Source organism: Sorangium sp. So ce1014 (genome assembly GCF_051521505.1).
In the GTDB taxonomy this organism is placed as follows: domain Bacteria; phylum Myxococcota_A; class Polyangia; order Polyangiales; family Polyangiaceae; genus Sorangium.
This window is the reverse complement of the sequence record NZ_CP150356.1, coordinates 6,136,832-6,154,803: the sequence shown is the minus strand read 5'-3', so window position 1 is coordinate 6,154,803 and position 17,972 is coordinate 6,136,832. Positions and strand designations below refer to the sequence as shown.

The following is a 17,972-nucleotide window of genomic DNA, read 5'->3' as shown; positions in this document are numbered from 1 at the left end:
CCGGAGCCGCACGCAGGAGAGCCGCGCGTGCCCAGTGCATCAGTCGCGCGCGCCTCGATCCGGTATCAGGGGCAGCCTGATGGTGAAGGTTGCTCCCTTCCCCTCCGCGCTGCGCACGAAGATCTGGCCGCCATGCGCCTTGACGATCTCCCTGCAAATGAAGAGCCCGAGGCCCATCCCGCCGGCCGATGAGCCCCTGGGCCGCTCCACCTGGTAGAAGCTCGAGAACACGTGCGGCACGTCGGCCGCGGGGATCCCCGGGCCGTAGTCCTCCACGTCGAGCTCGGCGGCGCCGCCGGCGTGCCGCAGGCGCACATCGATCCTGGAGGAGCCGTCGGCGTACCGGAAGGCGTTGCCCAGCAGGTTCAAGAGGACCTGCTCCAGGCGCGCGGGGTCGCCGTTCACCACCATCGGCGCCGCCGCGCTGGAGGGCAGGTCGACGTGGATCTTCGGGGTCGGCGAGAGCGTCTGGGCGGCCTCCGCGGCGCGCGAGACCAGGGGGGCGAGCTCCACCTCCGAGAGCTTGAGCTCGAACTTTCCGGTCTGGATCCGGGTCGCGTTCACGAGATCGTCGACGAGCCGCTCGAGCCGCTCGGTCTGGGCGCGGGCGAGCGACGTGAAGCGGCCGAGGCGCGGGTCGCCGTCCGGCGGGAGGAGGGTGCTCAGCATGTCGAGGTAGCCGCGCAGGGGCACGAGCGGCGTGCGCAGCTCGTGGCTCGCCATCGCCATGAAGCGGTCCTGCAGCTTGCGGATGCTCCGCTCGGTGATGTCGCGGATGACGATCACGCCCTGCTCGACCGCGTCCTTGCCGGACGGGCCGCTCCCGCCGATGGGCTGGCCGGTGGCCTCGAAGTGCCGGGTCGTGCCGCCGGGGCCGGGGGCGGTGAACTCCATCTGGAAACCCTCGCCGCGCGCGGCCCGCTGCTCCGGTGTGTCCTGGTAGAGCACCGGCCGGCCCTTCTCGTCGTGCACCGTGAGGCGGCCCGCGCCGAACATCGCCTGGTAGGCCTCGTTCGTGAGCACCGGCCGCCCCGCGCCGTCGACCACGAGGAGCGCGTCCCCCATGCTGCGCAGGATCGCAGAGAGGCGCGCCCGCTCCACCTCGACCGGCGCGGCGAGCTCCTGGATCTCGCGGCTCCGCGCCTCCAGGTCGGCGTTCGTGGTGTTGAGCTCCTCGATCGTCGCCTGGAGCTCCTCGTTGACCGTCTCGAGCTCCTCGTTTGTCGCCTGGAACTCCTCGTTCAGCGTCTCGACCTCCTCCATGGCGGCCTGCGCCTCCTCGGTGGAGACCATCAGCTCCTCGTTCACGGCGCGGAGGTGCTCGTGCGCCGCCGTGAGCTCCTCGTTGGCCCGGAGCAGCCGCCGGTTCTGCTCGGTCAGCCGCAGGATCGCCGTATGGTCCTGCTCCTGGGCGGACTCCAGCCGGGCGAGCGCGGCGCCGAGGGCCTCGTTCTCGCGGCGCAGGCCCTCGCGCTCGGCGGTGGCGCGCTCGTCGGTCCGCTCGCGGTCGGCCTTCGCGGCCGCGAGCTCGGCCTGGAGCTGCGCGTCCCGGCCGAGGATCTGCTGGACCTGCTTCCGGCGCCGCACCGCCTCGGTGATGTCCTCGACAACGATCAGCGCGGCGTCGATCTTGCCGGGCTCGACCTCGGGGCGAGGCCCGTGGCAGGTGATCTGGAGGTACGACGGGTCGCCCGCGGACATCGGCTCGATGGCGACCTCGATCGGCTCCGACGACTCGCCCCGGAAGGCGGCCTCGATGGCGTCGAGCAGCGGCCGGTGGGGGACGGACTGCGCGAGGTGCACGAGATCCTGGCCGAGCGCCGTGCCGTGGATGTCGAGCAGGCGCCGCGCCGCGAAGTTGATCTCCAGGATGTCGTAGCGGCGGTCGACGAGGACGATCCCCACGCGGAAGCTCGAGAGCAGGGCGTCGATGGACATGCGGGCGCGCGGGAGCTCCTTCGGGAGGTCCTTGGGGATGCCGCGCAGGGGCAGGAGGGGGCTCTGGCCGCGGGGCGCGCGCCGGGGCGGCGTCGGGGCGGCGATGCTCGATGGGGGGACGAGGATGCGCTCTCCGCGGCGGACGTAGACCTTCTGGTGGAGGTCGTCGGCGACGAAGTACTCGCTCAGCGGGCTCGTTGTCTCGGCCTTGCCGAGCACGAGATAGCCGCCTTCCCGCAGCGAGAAGGCGAAGAGGTGCAGCGTGCGGCGCTGGAGCTCGCTCGTGAAGTAGATGAGCACGTTGCGGCACAGCACGAGATCGAGGTGCGGGAACGGGGCGCGCTGGCCGAGGTCGTGCTCGCCGAACACGGTGAGGCTGCGGATACGCTTCTTGACCTGGTACTGGCCGTCGATCGCGACGAAGTAGCGCTCCACGAGCTCGTGCGGCAGCTCCTCGACGCTTGTCGCACCGTAGATCCCGCGGCGGGCGAAGGCGACCGCGTCGACGTCGACGTCGGTCGCGAAGATGCGCACGTGGAAGGTGTCGAGCTCGTTGCCGAGCAGCTCGCTGACCAGGATGGCGAGCGAGTACGCCTCCTCCCCGGTGGCGCACCCGGCCGACCAGATCCGCAGCGACCTGCTGGCGCTCCGGGCGTGCGCGATGAGCGCGGGCAGGATCACCTCCCGGAGGTGCGCGAAGAGCTCCGGGTCGCGCATGAACTCGGTGACCTTGATCAGGAAGCTGTTGACCAGCCGCTGGTGCTCCTCGGGGCGCTCGGCGAGGTAATGCAGGTAGTCGTCGAGGGTGTCGGTGTTCGTGGCGGCCATCCTGCGCCGAAGCCTGCGCAGGATGGTCGCCTGCTTGTATTTCTTGAAATCGATCCCGCTCCGATCGCGCACGAGGTCGAGCAGCCCGTGAAGCTGGTCTTCGTCTTCCTGGCGGGGCTCGACGTACGACCCAGACAGGAGCTCGCCCACGATGGTCCCGATGCGGTCGAGCTCGGCCACGATGTCGACGGTTGTCGGGGCCAGCGACTCGGGCATGCCGCGGAACTTCGCTGTGTCGGGGTTCTCGATGACGACGGTGCCGCCGAATTTCTTGACGTGGCGGGCGCCGGCGGTGCCGTCGGAGCCGTTCCCGGTCAGGACGACGGCGATGAGGTTCTCGCCGAAGATCTCGGCCGCGGTGCGGAAGAGCGTGTCGACGGACGGCTTGGGCCGCGCGGCGGTCTCGGGCAGGAGCCGGAGCTCATGGTCGGTGATCTCGACGTCGCGGCCCGCGGGCACGACGTAGACGACGCCGTCCTCGAGCGGAGCGGCCGTCTCCACGGTGCGGACGGGCAGCTCGCTACGGCGGCGCAGGACGTCGCCGAGGTGGCTCTGCCGCCTGGGGTCGAGGTGCTGGGCGATCACGATCGGGGCCGGAAACGGGGTCGGCAAGGTGGAGACCAGCGTGCAGAGGGCCTCGATGCCCCCGGCCGAGCAGCCAACCACGACCAGCTGAGATCTGGAGCGGGCTTCGGTCATGAAAACGTCTCACATTTATACATGCGGGACGGGGCGCACGCCGCGATATGTGCGGTGAGGGACAGCCATTCAAGAGAGGGCGAGGGGAGCCGCGCGAGCGGCAAGCGAGCTGCGCGCTGGCGGTCCCCGTGCGAGCGCTACGCCAGGCAGCGGAACGTCGACGGCGCGGCCGGCAGCAGGTCGCCGACCGGCTCACCACGGCTCGGGGCGCAGGCGCCCGGATCGACGGCGACGACCTCCGCCGACTTGCTGCCGAGGCCGGCGCTGGGCGGCGTGACCCCGCGCGGGGCACCGGAGAGGGGCGCCGCGATCCGCTGAGCTGCCCAGGCGCAGCATCACAACCTCCGGCGACGCGGCGGCGCCGGGCAAGTGGGGACGGAGAACAGAGGAGAAACCGCTGTGTCCGCGGGGGCCTCTGTGGTTGAATCCATGGTTCATGGACCAGGGGGATGACGGAGGGCGGCGGGTCGCCGGGAGTGGACGCGGATGAGCCGGTTCACGACAGTCCTCCGGGGCGCCCACGAGCCGTCGCGGCTCCCGGAGGCGCTCCTCCGCGCGCTGGAGGAGCTCGTGACGAGCCTTGGAGAGACGCACTCCCTCGCCTTCACCGTGACCCGGAAGGAGGCGGGGACGGCGGACCGGACTCCGGCGGCGGAGTATGCCTCCGAGGGGGTCCGCTTCGTCCTCGAGGCGTCGCAGCGGCAGCGGTATTACCGGCTGGAGACGAGCGTCCTGCGCTCGGAGTTGCTCGATGCGGTCGCGCAGCTCGTCCGGGAGAGGCTCCCGCAGTACACCCTCGACGAGCTGATCGACCTGGCCGCCCGCGAGGTGGAGCGGACGCCGGTCCCGCTGGAGCTCCTCGCGGAGGTGGCGAGTCATGACGACGAGCTCGACGACCGGATCCCGGCGCTGTACGAGCGCGCGCTGCGGTCTCCCCGCCCCGAGGTGAGGGCCCAGGCGGCCTGGTGCACCTACGAGAACAGGGCCGGCTGGGCGCGGTTCGTCCCCATCCTGCAAGCCGCCCTCGAAGGGGAAGAAGAGGAGTCGGTCCGGGTGGACGTCACCACCGTGATCGACCTCTTGCAGACCGAGCTTCAGCGTGAAGAAGAGGAGCAGGTCCGCTGGAAGTACCCCGGGCTCGATCGCGTCGAGTACGACGTGACGAAGCGACGAGGGCTGTCCGCCGAGGAGCAGGGGTCACTCCGACAGGCGGTCGCCTTTCTCCGGATGCCGTACGGGATCTACTGGTGGTACTCCGAGCGGAGCCTGAACATGTCCCTGGAGAGCGCGCTCGAGTCGCTGCGCCACCTCGAGCGCTGGCGGGACGAGATCGAGCGTTCGTTCCAGTCCGAGGTCCCCTACGACCCCTCGGACCCCTTCATGAACGAGGACGGCATCCATCCGCTGGGGGCCTACGTCATCAGCAGCCAGTTCCTGTGGCATTATCACGAGTCGGACGAGGCGGAGCGCCATCTCCTCCGCTCCCTTCACCTGGCGGAGACGCTCATGACCCGCGGGCAGGCCGGAGCGGTCCCGGTCATGCCCCGCGTGCCCCTGAAGGAGCGGTATCTGGACGGCGTGTCGCGCGCCTACCACGATCCGCGCCTTTACGCGGTCAACCACTTCTACCTGGGAGAGCTCCACGAGCGGCGGGGCGCCCATGAGCAGGCCGCGCGCCACTACGCGCGCTTCGCGGAGCTCGAGCCCGATTTCTCCCCGAGGAACTCGTACGCCTCGCACCCGGACTACTACGATATCAAGAGGTTCTATCCGGGGACGGTCGAGGCGTATGGCAGGCTCGGGAACCTGTACCGGGACCACCTCGGGAATCCGGATGCGGCGCGACTCCACTACGAGAAGGCGCTGGAGCTGCCCCCGTCGCACCACACGCCGTACCGGGATTACGCGCTCCTCCTGCGCGAGGCAGACCCTCGCAGAGCGCTCGAGCTGGCGCGGGAGGAGGTCGAGACGCTCGCCTCCTATCCGGATCCCGATCCGAGCCCGGTCGCGAGGTGTCTGCCCGTCGAGCCCCGCGACGTTGTCGAGCGGTTCAACGAATGGCGCGCTCACCCGATGGCGCCCCGCGACGAGATCGACGCGGTGACGCGGTCGGTCCTCCGGTTCCTGAAGAACCTCTCCGCCGAGCCGTACCGGAGCGCGTACCGGAGCTGCGATGAGCTCGCGCAGCAGGTGGAGAGCGCCTCTTCGCGGGGCGCGTGACCCCCGGCGCTCGCCGTATCAGGGGCGCTCGTGCTCGCGCGCGAGCGCCCGGAAGCCCTCGTCCACGAGCTCGAGCAGCCCCTCCGTCGCGCCGCGGGCGATCCACGCCCTGTCGCGGCTCCGCGCCGATCTCGAGCGATCTCGGGCGAGGGAGCGCGCTCTATCCCAGGTACGGAGTCCATCCATCGCCATCGCCTCGGGCGGCGCCGAGGCCTCGGCGCGGCCGTCGCGCGCGGGCGCATCGCAGGAGACCGCTTTGCTGCGGACGCCGGAGCGGACACCGACGTTTCGGCGCGCGCGCCGGTCGGCTCGGGCGGATCGGCGCGTCCGCTGTCGTTGCCCGCCGGAGGACGCGCGAAGAGGCGGCCATCAAAGGATCCACGATGAACACCAAGGAACACGACAAGGTCGCGCTCATCACGGGCGCAAACCACGAGGGATCTCCCATTCCGGGAGCAGGGTCCGAGGGGGCTGGAGAAGGTGCGCTCTATCCACGAGCGGGAGTTCGCCGCCCGCTGAGCTCTCGCACCGGGGAGGACAGCCGTCCCTTCGCGTGGACGCGAACGCGCCTCGGAGAGAGCCCCGCGTCAAGGCGCACGCTGGCAGGCCACCGTTCAGGCGTGAGGCTCCCCCGACTCCCCGCGCCCCGCCTCGCGGAGCGCCGCCGGCAGCGCCGAGGCCACGGCGGCCCTGCACGCCTCCATCGAGGCGCGGAGCTCCTCGAGCGAAGGGCCGGGCGGATCGAGCGGCGGGTGCACGACGACCCGCAGGACGCCGGGCGCGGCGGCGTAACGGCTCTTCGGCTGGAGCGCGCCCGCGCCGACGAGCGTCACCGGCAAGACGCGCGCGCCCGCGACCGCGGCGACCCGGAAGGCGCCCAGCCGGAAAGGGAGGAGGCCGCCCGTCGCGCTCCGCGTGCCCTCCGGGAAGAACACCGTCGACCACCGCTGCATCAGGTTGCGCTGCGCCGCGCCGAGATCCGCGACGGCGCCGCGGGCGCGCCGGTCGACCGGCGTGTGGCCGTAGAGGCGCATGCCCCAGCCGAGCACCGGCACCCGGAACAGCGCGCGCTTCGCCAGGAAGCGGAACGGCGCGCGCCCCTGCAGCACCACGAGCAACGCGAGGATGTCGAGCGTGCTCTGGTGGTTCGCCGCGATCACGTAGCGCTCGCCCGGCCGCACGTGCAGGGCCCCCTCGGCCTCGACGCGCACGCCGACGAGCCAGAGCGCCCCGCGCGCCCAGACCACCGAGAGGCGATCGTGCATCCGCTGCCGCGGATCGAAGGGGAAGCAGAGCAGGCCGACCGGGAGCAGGACGACGAGGAACAGCATCGCCCAGGCGTGGGCGAGCGCCGTGCGCACGACCTCCACAGGACCGGCCGGCGCCACGGCAGCGCCCTCGCCCCCCGCCGCCATCACTTCGCGACCGGGGGAGCCTCCGGCCCGTCGAAGCGCGGGACGAAGCCCTCCACCGAGGCGAGCGTCTCGAGCAGCGTCACGTGGCGCAGGCGCGGGATCGCCACGTACGTCGGCACGCCGATGTCCTCCTCCGGGATCGCGATCGTCGCCGCCGCCGCGAGCTCCGCCACCGTCGCGCCGACGATCTGCGTCGTGCCCATGCTGCTCGGGCCGACCGACCGGAGCTCGCGCGGCAGATCGGCCCAGTACGCCCGCGGGGAGCCCTGGAACGCCGCCTCGACCGGGGGCCGCGGCCAGAACGTCGGCTCCGTGAGGCCGAGCTCCTCGACGAGCACCTCGCGCTCGGCGCGGACGTCGCGCGCCTCCTGCTCGTCGCCCAGCGCGTCGAACGCCTCGGCGAAGCGCTCGAGCGCCGTGACGAGCTGCGTCCGGTTGCCCGAGGCGCGGATGAGCTCGAGCGTCTCCCGGCCGTACGCCCTGAGCTCGCCGACGTCGCGGCCCAGGAGCGAGCGCGCGTGCATCCGGCCGACCCGGCCGAGCCCCACGGCGTACGCGTCGCCCGTCCCCGCCGAGCCGATCTCGACCGCCCGCTCGTAGGCGGCGAGCGCCTCCGGGAGCTGGCCCTGCACGAAGAACACGTCGCCGAGGTACCCCTCGGCCCAGCCGCGCCCCATGCCGATGCCCAGCACGCCGCTGAGATTGCACGCGTTGGCGAGCAGCACGCGCGCCCGCGCGAGGTGGCCCACGTGGAACTGATGCCGGCCCGCGTACATCGTGCCGACATACAGGTAGAGCCCGCTCAGGCCGTGCTCCTCGGCGTACGAGAGGAGCTGCGCGGTCGACCGGACGCCGAGATCCCAGTCGAACCGGCCCTCGGCGAGCACCGCGTAGTAGAACCACGTGCCGAGCAGCCGCACCGGGTCGCGCAGGCGCTCGGCGAGGCGCGCGGCGTCGGCGGCGCTCTGCTCGGCCTCGGCGTAGTAGCCCGCCTGGCTCAGCGCGACGCAGAGGATGCCGCGCGAGTGGCACAGCTCGATGTACTCGCCCGCCGCCTCCGCGAGCTCGCAGCCGCGGCGGAGCGGCTCGGTCGCCGGGCCCACCTTGCCGGCCGCGCACAGCGCGCGCCCGAGGATGTTCGCGGGCAGGCACTGGTACGGGCGGAGCTCGGGGCTCGCGCCGACGGCCTGGAGCGCCTTGCGGCTGTGCGCCACGGCGTCGGCGAACTCGCCGCGCACGTAGTGCACGCGCGACAGGGCGCTGGAGAGCGCCGCGGTGACGAGCGGCGTCTCCGGCAGCGCGCCCTGCGTGCGGCGGAGCAGATCGAGCGGCTCCGCCGTGCTGCCGAGCAGGCACGCGACGCGCGCGAGCTCGTGGGCGCAGCGGGCCCGGAGATCGATCCGCGCGGGGTCGAGCGGCAGCCGCTCGAGCAGCGCGAGCGCCTGCTTGAGCCGCCGGCTCGCGCCGTGCGGGTCCTGGAGGCGGTCGGCCTCGACCGCCGCGAGCAGGTACGTCTCCGCCGCGCGATCGAGCTCGCCGGCGCGCTCGACGTGGTGCGCGAGCGTCCCCGGATCGCCGCCGCGCAGCTCGATGCGCCGCGCGATGCGCCGGTGGACCTCGCCGCGCTCTTCGGGCGGCACGCGGGCGGAGAGCTGCTCGCGCGCCACGTCGTGCGAGAACGACGTGAGCCGCCCGTCCTCGCTCGTGCAGACATAGTGCGCGGCGGCGTCGCGCAGGGCGCTGTCGACCTGCGCCGGGTCGAAGAGGCCGAGCTCGACGAGGTCGTCGCGCAGGAACTGGCGGCCGATGAGCGCGGCGACGCCGAGGACCTGGACCGTGGTGGGGTCGAGCGCCTCGATGCTGCGGGAGAGGACGTCCGAGACCGAGGCGGGGGCGCGGTAGTGCGCGTCGGCGCGGGAGAGCTCGAGCGCGCCGCTCCGGCCGCGCTGCAGGAAGCCCTCGGTCTCCATGTTGCGGACGACCTGGATGTTGAAGAGGGGGTTGCCGGCGGCGAGCAGCGGGACGCGGCGGACGAGCTCCTGCACGAGGTCGTCGCCCGCGCCGCGGCCGAGCGCGGAGAGCAGCGCCCGGTTCGCCTCGGGCGGGAGCGGGCCGAGGTCGAGGCGCTCGACGTTCTTCCACGCGAGCCACCCCGCCGTGCGCGGGGTCATCGGCGACGAGCCGGGCGAGCCGCGCACCCCGGCCGAGGCCGGCGGGGGCAGGGTCGAGCCGGCCACGCTGCGCGCGCCCGGGAACGGCGGCCGGGCCGTGGCGAGCAGCAGGACCGGCATCTCGGCGAGGTGGTCCGAGATCCGCAGGAGGACGTCCTGCGTCGCCTCGTCGGCCCAGTGGACGTCCTCGATCGCGAGGACGACGGGGATCTCCTCGGAGATCGCGCCGAGCAGCCGCAGGAGGAGATCGGCGATCCAGCGCGTGCCGCCCGGGCCGATGGCGCCGCCCTCGTCGGCGAGCCCGACCGCGCGGATGAGCTCGGGGACGAGCCCCTGGAGCAGGGCGGCGTCGTCGGCGACCACGAGGCTGACAAGGCGGCGGATGCGGGCCGCGCGGCTGTCGGTGTGCCGCTCCAGCCAGAGCGCGACCTGCGTCAGCGCCTCGCGGATCGCGGAGTAGGGGACGAGCCCGGAGAGCTCGCGGCACCTGCCGTACGCGACGATGGCCGCGCCCGTCTGCTCGACGCTCCGGAGCAGCTCGGTGACGAGGCGGCTCTTGCCGACGCCCGTGTCGCCGACCACCACGGCCGGCCGCGGCTCGCCGAGCACCGCGCTCTGGAGGAGCTCCGTGAGCCGGCCGAGCTCGATCTCGCGGCCGATGAACGGCGCGTCGTCGAGGGCGTCGGGCGCGGCGGCGTCGCGCTCGCGCTCGGCCGCCTCGGCGGCCGGGGGCTGCGAGGTGCCGTGGAGCGTGACGTAGTAGAGCTCCTTGAGCCGCGCGCAGAGCCGGGCCGCGCTCGAGGAGCGCCGCGCGGGGTCGCGGTGCATGAGCTCCTCGACAAGCGCGACGACGGGCGCCGGCGTCTCCGGGGCGACGTGGGCGAGCGGCACGAGGGTGCCGTAGACCTTCTGGTTGATGACGCTGTCGACGGTGCCGTCCGCGAACGGGAGGCGGCCGGCGAGCAGCTCGTAGAGCACGACGCCGACCGCGTAGAGGTCCATGCGGGGGCTCGGGCGACCGAGCGCGCCCCGCTTCAGGCACTCGGGCGCGAGGTAGGCGATGGTGCCCGCGTTGACGCGGACGTGCTCGGGTTGAAAGCTCACCGTGAGCGTGGCCAGGCCGAAGTCGAGGATCTTGAGCCGGGGCTCGTACGGATCGGTGAGGACGATGTTGCTCGGCTTGAGGTCGAGGTGCAGCACGTTGAGCGCGTGGCAGTGGGCGAGCGCCTCGGCCACGCGGCGCGCGATGCGCAGGGCCTCGATCGTATCGAGCGGACCCATCCGCGCGAGGTACCGGTCGAGCGTCTCGCCCCGCACGAGCTCCATCGCGAGGTAGAGGCCGATGCCGTCGAGGACGCCGTACGAGGAGAGCTTCACGAGCGACGGATGGCGCAGCCGGAGCAGCGCCTCGATCTCGTTCTGCTGGGCGAAGAGCTGCCCGACGTTCTGGGCGCTCACTTCCTTGAAGATCTTGATGGCGGCGTCGTTCCCGGACTCGTCGTGGCCGCGGAACACGGCGCCGAATCCGCCCTCGCCGAGCGGCTCGTCGATCGTGTACTCGCCAATCCTGGCGCCGCGCTCGATCAAGGGACCGCCGACCATCGCTCCTGCCCTTCCGAGTACTCCGTCATCGCTCGCAGAAGCCTCATGATACTCCGGACGCGGCGCCGTGACGCCGCGCAATGGCCCTCTTCACGGCCATTTGGCGCCTCGGGGCGCGTCGCGCCTCGACGGCTTGCTGCATCGCGCGTGTCTGGACAAGAAACGTGCGTGTCACGCTGGGGCAGCAATTCTGGTGCTCACCGGGATCTTCGCGCCCCGCGCGCGCTCGCGCGGTGACAGGGAAAGTGAGCCCGCATCCAGAGTTGCGCTTCGACCCCAGGATCGGGGCCGGAAATGACGACGGCGGCGACCCCCTTCAGGAGGGGGACCGCCGCCGCGTCCGGACTCAAACCGTTCCGGGGATCAGGTCCCGCCGCTGGCCGAGCCGCTGACGCTCGCGCTCGCCTTGATGTTGACGTCGATCGAGGCCGTCGCGCTGGCCGACGCGTCGACCGCGGCGGCGACGCAGGCGACCGCCTTGCCGCCGGCCTGGAGCGCCGCGTCCTTGACCTCGACGCCGGCCTTGCCGACGCCGGACACCGCCGCCGCCAGCTTCTTGCCGGTCCCGAGCTGGACCTTCGCGATCGCCGGGAGCGACGTCCGGAGCGCCGCGATGAGCTTCTGCGCGTCGGCGTTCACCTTGCCGTTCGCCACGATGCGGACGTTCGGCGGATCACACGACGCCGTGCCGGCGGTCTTCGCCGTGCACTGCATCTGGCAGCTCGGGTCGATGCTCGGGGGCTTGAAATCGCCCGAGCACTTCGGCTCCTTGATCTCGGCGCTGCAGCCGCCCGAGCACGAGCCCGAGCACTTGGCCGCCGCCTTGATCTCGCAGGAGCCCGAGCAGGAGCCCTCACAGGTGCCGGAGCAGGTGCCCTCGGCCTTGGCGTCGCACTTGCCGTCGCAGGTGCCCGCGCAGGCCGCGCCCTTCGATTCCTTGCCGTCGCACTTGCCGTCGCACTTGCCGCCGCAGGTGCCCTTGAAGCCGACGTCGCACTTGCCCGAGCAGCTCGCGTTGCAGGTGCCGGAGCACGCCGCGCCGGCCTCGACGCTGCACTTGCCCTTGCACTCGGCGTCGCACTTGCCGCTGATCTCGCCGCCCTCACAGCTCGCCTCGAGCTTGCCGGGCTGCACCGGCGAGCCGCAGTCGCCGAGGCACTTCTGCATGGCGGTGACGTCGGCGTAGCACTTCGGCGGCTCGATCTGGACCGCGAGCTTCGCCTCGGCGTTCGCCTTGACAGCGGCGTTCACCTTGGCCGAGACCGCGTTGCAGACCTTCTCGGCGCCCTTGCCGCCGCCCGCGTCGGCCTTGAGGTCGGCGTCGCTCATGCCGAGATCCTTGCCGAGCTTGCCGCACGAGGCGATGAGGTCCGCCTCCATGTCCACCGTGAGCTTGTCGAGCGAGGCCGCGGCCTCCAGGAAGCCCTTGATCTTGCCCTGGACATCGGCGCCGCCCTCGAACTTGAGGTCGGCAATGCCGCCGTTCTTCAGCTCCTCGCAGCCGCCCGCGGCGGACGCCAGGTCACCGGCGGGCCCGGGCAGGCTGTCAGCGCCGGGGATCCCCTTGCCACCACAGTTCACGAGGAGAGGCGAAGCCAGCCCGAGCAGGGCCACGGGCATCGCAAACAACTTCCATCGATTGACGCTCATCTCTGAAACCCTCCGGCACCTCGATGGGTACCCCTTGGGGCGCGGACCCTACACCAACGACCGCGACCTTGAAAGCCGGGACAGCCGCGATCCTGCGCGGCCGTCGCTCGCAATGCCGAGCAGCCCCCGCACTCCGGGCCCCAGCGATAGAGCGCCCTATTGCCCCAAGTCACGATGGCTGTAAAGAAACAAGCGGAGAGCGCCGAGCGGCGAACTCCGTTGACACCGGTGGACGCCGCGTGATGTCGACCGCCGCGGCGCTCCCCCCGGCGCGCCGCTACTCGTCGTCGTCGAAGGGGAGGGGGAGCTGCGCGAGCGGGCGCGCGCCGACCGTGGGCCCGCCCTTCTTCTCGAAGAGCGCCTGCTCGCGCGCGATGTCGGTCTCGACGAGCTCCTGGTTGTCGTAGGCGAACGCGAGCGCGTCGAGCACGCGCGCGGGCCCGAGGTTCGGGTAGCGCTTGAGCAGCGTCTCGACCGACGCGCCGCCGCGGTGCCACGCCCAGAGCCGCCGGACCGGGACGCGCGATCCGGCGACGTGCGGGCTGCCGGCGAGCACCTGGGTGTCGCACCGAACGTGAGGGTGGGGAACGCGGATTCGCGGGAGCACCGGCGCGGCCATCGCGCTGCGGAGCCTAGTACCGGTCGCGATCGGATGGAAGGGCGCCGCGAGCCGGCGGGCACGCTCGGCGCCGCCCGGCGCTCCGCCCGCACGCCCGCGCGTCGTTGTCGTCAGAGGCGTCGTGGCGCGCCGTTCGGCCTTCCGCCGGCGCGATCGGAGCTAGCCTACGCCGCGGAGGCGCGCGAGCATCGTGCCCGTCGTCACCGACCGGAGCTCATCCACCATGACCCAAGCCGAGAAGAACCCGCTTCGCGAAGGAATGCCCGAGGAGCGAACCGCCTCGCCGGCGGCGCTCGTCATCTTTGGCGCCTCGGGCGACCTGACCCGGCGCAAGCTGCTGCCCGCGGTCTACAACCTGGCGCTCAGCCGGCTCCTGACCGGCGGCTTCGCCGTGGTCGGCGTGGCGCGGCGTCCGAAACCGGATTTCGCCCAGGAGATGCGCGAGGCGGTCGGGAAGTACTCGCGGCGCCCGCTCGAGGAGGCCGCCTGGAGCGAGCTGGAGAAGGGCATCAGCTACGTCCAGGGGGCGTTCGACGAGCCCGAGACCTACACGCGGCTCGCCGCGGAGCTCGAGCGGCTCGACGCCGAGCGCGGCACCCGCAAGAACCGGGTCTTCTACCTGGCCGTCGCGCCCGACCAGTTCGCGCCCATCGTGCGCGGCCTGCGCGCGGCGAACCTCGTCGCGCCGCCGTCGCACGAGAAGGACGCGCCGTTCCAGCACGTGGTCGTCGAGAAGCCGTTCGGCGAGGACCTGGCGAGCGCCCGCACCCTCAACCGCGACCTGCTCGCCCACCTCGCCGAGTCGCAGATCTACCGGATCGACCACTACCTCGGGAAGGAGACGGTCCAGAACCTCCTCGTCCTCCGGTACGGCAACACGATCTTCGAGCCGCTCTGGTCGCGGCAGCACGTCGATCACGTGCAGATCACGGTGGCCGAGGAGATCGGCGTCGAGGGCCGCGGCAAGTTCTACGAGAAGGTCGGCATCACGCGGGACATCGTGCAGAACCACGCGCTCCAGCTGCTCACGCTGGTCGCGATGGAGCCGCCGTCGTCGTGGGACGCGGACGCGGTGCGCGACGAGAAGGTGAAGGTGCTGCGGACGCTCCGGCCGATCGAGGGGTCGGACGTGCTGTCGTCGACGGTACGTGGCCAGTACGCGCCCGGCATGGTGCGCGGCGAGAAGGTCCCCGGCTACACCGAGGAGCCCGACGTGGCGAAGGACTCGAAGACCGAGACCTACGTCGCGATGAAGCTCCACCTGGACAGCTGGCGCTGGGGCGGCGTGCCGTTTTACCTGCGCGCCGGCAAGCGGCTGGCGAAGCGGGTGGCCGAGGTGGTGCTGCATTTCAAGCCGCTGCCGCACGGCCTGTTCAAGGGCGCCCCCGGCGCCACCGACGAGCCGAACGCGCTCGTGATGCGCCTCCAGCCCGACGAGGGCATCTCGCTCCGGTTCGCGGCGAAGATCCCTGGCAGCGGCATCGCGATCCGCGGCGTGACGATGGACTTCCGGTACGGCGCGGCGTTCGGCTCCAGCACGCCCGAGGCCTACGAGCGGCTCCTGCTCGACGCGCTGCGCGGCGACGCCACGCTGTTCACGCGCGCCGACGAGGTCGAGGCGCAGTGGGGCTTCGTCGATCCGATCTTCGAGGGGTGGGGGACGCAGAACGCGCCGATCGCGCGCTACGCCGCGGGCACCTGGGGCCCGCCGGAGGCCGACGCCCTGGTCGAGCCGACGGCCGATCCGTGCGGCTCGCGCGGCGACCGCAAGCCCTCGGAGCGGGCCTGGAGGCGGCCGTGAGCGCGGAGCGCATCGCCGCGGTGATCAAGCGGGTCGAGGCGGAGCTCGCCGAGTTCTGGTCGGCGCCCGACGAGTCGCGGCCGGAGCCGGCCCCGAAGACGCGCGCGTCGACGATGAACTTCGTCGCGGTGGGCAGCCGCGCCGAGGTCGAGCGCCTGAAGGAGCAGGCCGAGGAGCTCGCCGAGACGCACGCGGGCCGGACGCTGCTCATCACGCTCGACGACCGGCTCGATCCGCTGAGCGTCCAGGCCGACTGGTCGGCCACGTGCCGCCGCGCCGGGGAGGTGCCGATCTGCTACGACCGCGTGGAGCTGACGTTCGGGGTGGCCGCCGCCGAGCGCGTCGCGTCGGTGGTGAGCGCGCTGACGATCTCCGACGTGGCCGTGATCGTCGAGCTCGCGCCGGGCGCGCCGAACGTGCTCGGCGACGCGCTCGCGCCGATCTGCGATCGGCTTGTGTTCGACTCGGCCGAGACGTGCATCGAGCGCATCGCGGAGGTGGCGCGCGAGACGAGGGCGCCGCTCGCGGACCGGGCGTATGTGCGGACGTTCTCGTTCCGCGAGCTCGTGGCCCGGTTCTTCGACGACATGCCGGAGGCGTGCCGCGCGATCCGGCGGGTGGAGATCGCGCGCAGCGCGGGGTCGAAGCCGGATCCGGCGGCGCTGTTCCTCGGCTGGATGGGCTCGCGGCTCGGATGGACGTTCGTCTCGCGTGGGCCGGGGCAATCCGGCGGAGCCGGCGTGGTCGGCCGCGCCCGCGCGGCGGACGGCGCGCCGATCGAGATCGCGCTGGTCGACGGGCCGCCGGCGGAGGAGCAGGCGTGGCGGCGGATCGACGGCGTGCGCCTCTGGACGTCGCTGCGCGGTGAGCCGCTCGCGCTCGGGTGCGTGCGGCTCGACAAGGCGCCCGCCACGGTGCGGTGGACGATGGAGGGGGCGCGGTCGGCCGAGCACCTCCACCCGCTCGGCTACCGCGACGAGACGTGGGTGCTGACGAAGACGATCGACTCGCTGGAGGGCGATCGGCTGCTGCGCGAGGCGGTGCTCGCCGCCGCGGCGTGGAGCGCCCTCTGAGCAGGCCCGGAGCAGAAGTAGATGAGGAGGACCGAGATGAACGGTGGTGGTGAGGAGACGTGCGTCGCGGCGGACGCGGCGGAGCTCGCGCGCCTCGGGGCGGAGCTCATGGCGCGCGCGATCTCGGCGGCGATCGAGGCGCGCGGCGTCGCGCGGATCGCGCTGTCCGGCGGGAGCACGCCGTCGGATGCGTACCAGCGGCTCGCGGCGCTGTCGCTCCCGTGGGCGCAGACCGAGTGGTTCTGGGTGGACGAGCGCGCGGTCGCGCCCGACCATCCCCGCTCGAACTACGGCGCCGCGCGCCGGGATCTCGCGGCGGCGCGCATCCCGGACGAGCGCTTCTTCCGGATGGAGGGGGAGGCGCCCGATCTCGCCGGGGCCGCGGCGCGCTACGAGCAGCTCCTGCGCGCGCGCTTCGGGGTCGCGTCCGCGGTGGCGTTCGACCTGATGACGCTGGGGATCGGCGACGACGCGCACACGGCGTCGCTCTTCCCCGGGACGGGCGCGGTCGGCATCGACGATCGCCTGGTGGCCGCGATCCCGGCGCAGCCGGACAAGGGGCTGGAGCCGCGGCTCACGCTGACGGCCCCGGTGATCCGCGAGGCGCGGTTGAAGCTGCTCCTCGCGCGCGGGGCGAGCAAGCGCGCGGTCCTGGAGCAGGCGGCGCGGACGGGGCCGGCCGACGAGGTGCCGGCGCGCGTCGTGCGCGGCGGGGCCGGACGCCTCGTCTGGCTGCTCGACGCGGCGGCGGCGCCGGCCGGGTAGGCAGCGCCCGGGCTCGCCCGGCGCTTGCGCTCAGGGCTTCCTGGACGACGCGCCGGGCCGGGGCGCCCCGTCGGTCTGCGCGGCGAGCTCCTTCGCGAAGGTGAGCGCGCCCCGGACGCCGACGAGGGGATCGGTGACCACCGCGACGGGCACCCCCTCGAGGAGCGACGCGAGGCGGCCCTTCTTCAGGAAGGACTTCATGAACAGCTCGCGCCGGGCGGTGACGAGGTTCCTCGCGATGTTGCCGAGGACGAAGACCCCGCCGAGCGCGAGCTCGCGCAGGGCGAGGTTGCCCGCCTCGGCGCCGTAGATCTCGACGAACAGGTCGACCGCGCGCGCGGCGGGCCGGAACGCGCGCGCGAGCCCGAGCTCGGAGATCGCCGCGTTGCGGTCGCCCTCGGCGAGGCGGCGCTCGATCGCGCGCGGCACGCGGGCGGCGCGGGCGGCGAAGAAGTCGAAGAGGGCGCCGAGCCCGTCGCCCGAGAGGACCCGCTCGTAGCTCACGTGATCCGGGTACCGCTCGGCGAGGAACTGCCACACCTCGATCTCGAGGGCGGAGCGCGGGGCGAAGTCGGCGTGACCTCCCTCGGTCGGGAGCGTCAGGTGGCGGGCGCCGTCCCAGATGAGCCGGGCCTCGCCGAGCCCGGTGCCGGCGGCGATGACGGCCAGGTTGTTCCCCTTCGGCCGCGGCCGGTGCTCGGTGAGCGGCGTGATGGCGGCGCGGGGGATGTGCAGGCAGCCCCGGGCGCCGACCACGAGGTCGTTCACGAGCAGGACGCGCGCGACCTTGAGCCGGCGCGACAGCTCGCGCTCCGCGAGGCGCCAGGGCAGGTTCGTGACGGTGGCGGCGTGGTCCTTGATGGGGCCGGCGACGCCGAGCACGGCGACCGCGGGGTGGGGCGCGTCGCTGCGGACGAGGAAGGGGAGGGCGATCTCCTCGAAGCTCGCGTGCTCGCGGCTGCGGAAGACCGCCTCCGAGAGCGGCTTGCCGCCGGAGACGTCGTAGAGCGCGAGCCGGGTGTTCGTGCCTCCGATGTCGCCGACGAGCAGCGACGGGGCCACGGTTTTCTTGGTCCTTGCCACGCGGGCGCCCTGCCAGCGCCCTGCGTCGGCGGCAAGGCGATCCGTCATCGGGCGAGCGCGGCCGAGGCGATCGTCTCGAGCGGCCCTCGGGCCTCGAGCGATCGCACC

The 17,972-nt window shown here is 72.8% G+C and carries 11 protein-coding genes; 4 read left to right on the top strand and 7 right to left on the bottom strand.

What is annotated here, in order from left to right; translation table 11 throughout:
- Window positions 1-39: 39 nt before the first annotated feature.
- A complete protein-coding gene (locus WME75_RS23135; RefSeq protein ID WP_437494610.1) occupies window positions 40-3,465 on the bottom strand; it encodes a CheR family methyltransferase in 3,426 nt (1,141 codons plus the stop codon).
- Between the two features lie 486 nt (window positions 3,466-3,951).
- Between WME75_RS23135 and WME75_RS23130 the strand changes: the two genes are divergently transcribed.
- Entirely contained in the window at window positions 3,952-5,685 is a 1,734-nt protein-coding gene (locus WME75_RS23130; protein WP_437494608.1) for a hypothetical protein, read from the top strand.
- 18 nt (window positions 5,686-5,703) lie between these two features.
- Here WME75_RS23130 and WME75_RS23125 read toward each other — a convergent pair whose 3' ends face one another.
- The 5 genes from WME75_RS23125 to WME75_RS23105 all read right to left on the bottom strand — a co-directional run bounded on the left by WME75_RS23125 (window position 5,704) and on the right by WME75_RS23105 (window position 13,130).
- Window positions 5,704-5,871: a hypothetical protein gene (locus WME75_RS23125; protein ID WP_437494607.1), complete on the bottom strand. Its 168-nt coding sequence runs from the start codon at window positions 5,869-5,871 to the stop codon at window positions 5,704-5,706.
- 428 nt (window positions 5,872-6,299) lie between these two features.
- Window positions 6,300-7,073: a lysophospholipid acyltransferase family protein gene (locus WME75_RS23120; RefSeq protein WP_437494605.1), complete on the bottom strand. Its 774-nt coding sequence runs from the start codon at window positions 7,071-7,073 to the stop codon at window positions 6,300-6,302.
- A 26-nt stretch (window positions 7,074-7,099) separates the two neighbouring features.
- Window positions 7,100-10,873, bottom strand: a complete 3,774-nt coding sequence (locus WME75_RS23115; RefSeq protein WP_437494603.1) for a serine/threonine-protein kinase — start codon at window positions 10,871-10,873, stop codon at window positions 7,100-7,102.
- Window positions 10,874-11,236: 363 nt separating this feature from the next.
- The gene (locus WME75_RS23110; RefSeq protein ID WP_437494601.1) at window positions 11,237-12,523 is read right to left on the bottom strand and encodes a hypothetical protein; all 1,287 of its coding nucleotides are present in this window, start codon (window positions 12,521-12,523) and stop codon (window positions 11,237-11,239) included.
- A 277-nt stretch (window positions 12,524-12,800) separates the two neighbouring features.
- Window positions 12,801-13,130, bottom strand: coding sequence for a DUF433 domain-containing protein (locus WME75_RS23105; protein ID WP_437494599.1), 330 nt, complete (start codon window positions 13,128-13,130; stop codon window positions 12,801-12,803).
- A gap of 235 nt (window positions 13,131-13,365) precedes the next feature.
- On the opposite strand from WME75_RS23105, the gene zwf reads away from it, so the two are divergent.
- The 3 genes from zwf to pgl are packed head-to-tail and all read left to right on the top strand — an operon-like array spanning window position 13,366 to window position 16,781.
- Window positions 13,366-14,943, top strand: a complete 1,578-nt coding sequence (gene zwf, locus WME75_RS23100) for a glucose-6-phosphate dehydrogenase (RefSeq protein ID WP_437494598.1) — start codon at window positions 13,366-13,368, stop codon at window positions 14,941-14,943.
- Window positions 14,940-16,016 carry a glucose-6-phosphate dehydrogenase assembly protein OpcA gene (locus WME75_RS23095; RefSeq protein WP_437494596.1) on the top strand — a complete coding sequence of 359 codons (1,077 nt, stop codon included), beginning with the start codon at window positions 14,940-14,942 and terminating at the stop codon, window positions 16,014-16,016. The genes zwf and WME75_RS23095 overlap by 4 nt, the downstream gene beginning before the upstream one ends.
- 21 nt (window positions 16,017-16,037) lie before the next feature.
- Window positions 16,038-16,781 (top strand): 6-phosphogluconolactonase, encoded by a 744-nt coding sequence (gene pgl / locus WME75_RS23090; RefSeq protein ID WP_437494594.1) that lies wholly within the window; start codon window positions 16,038-16,040, stop codon window positions 16,779-16,781.
- 30 nt (window positions 16,782-16,811) lie between these two features.
- Here the strand turns inward: pgl and WME75_RS23085 are convergent, their stop codons facing one another.
- Window positions 16,812-17,912, bottom strand: coding sequence for a glucokinase (locus WME75_RS23085; protein WP_437494592.1), 1,101 nt, complete (start codon window positions 17,910-17,912; stop codon window positions 16,812-16,814).
- Window positions 17,913-17,972: the final 60 nt, after the last annotated feature.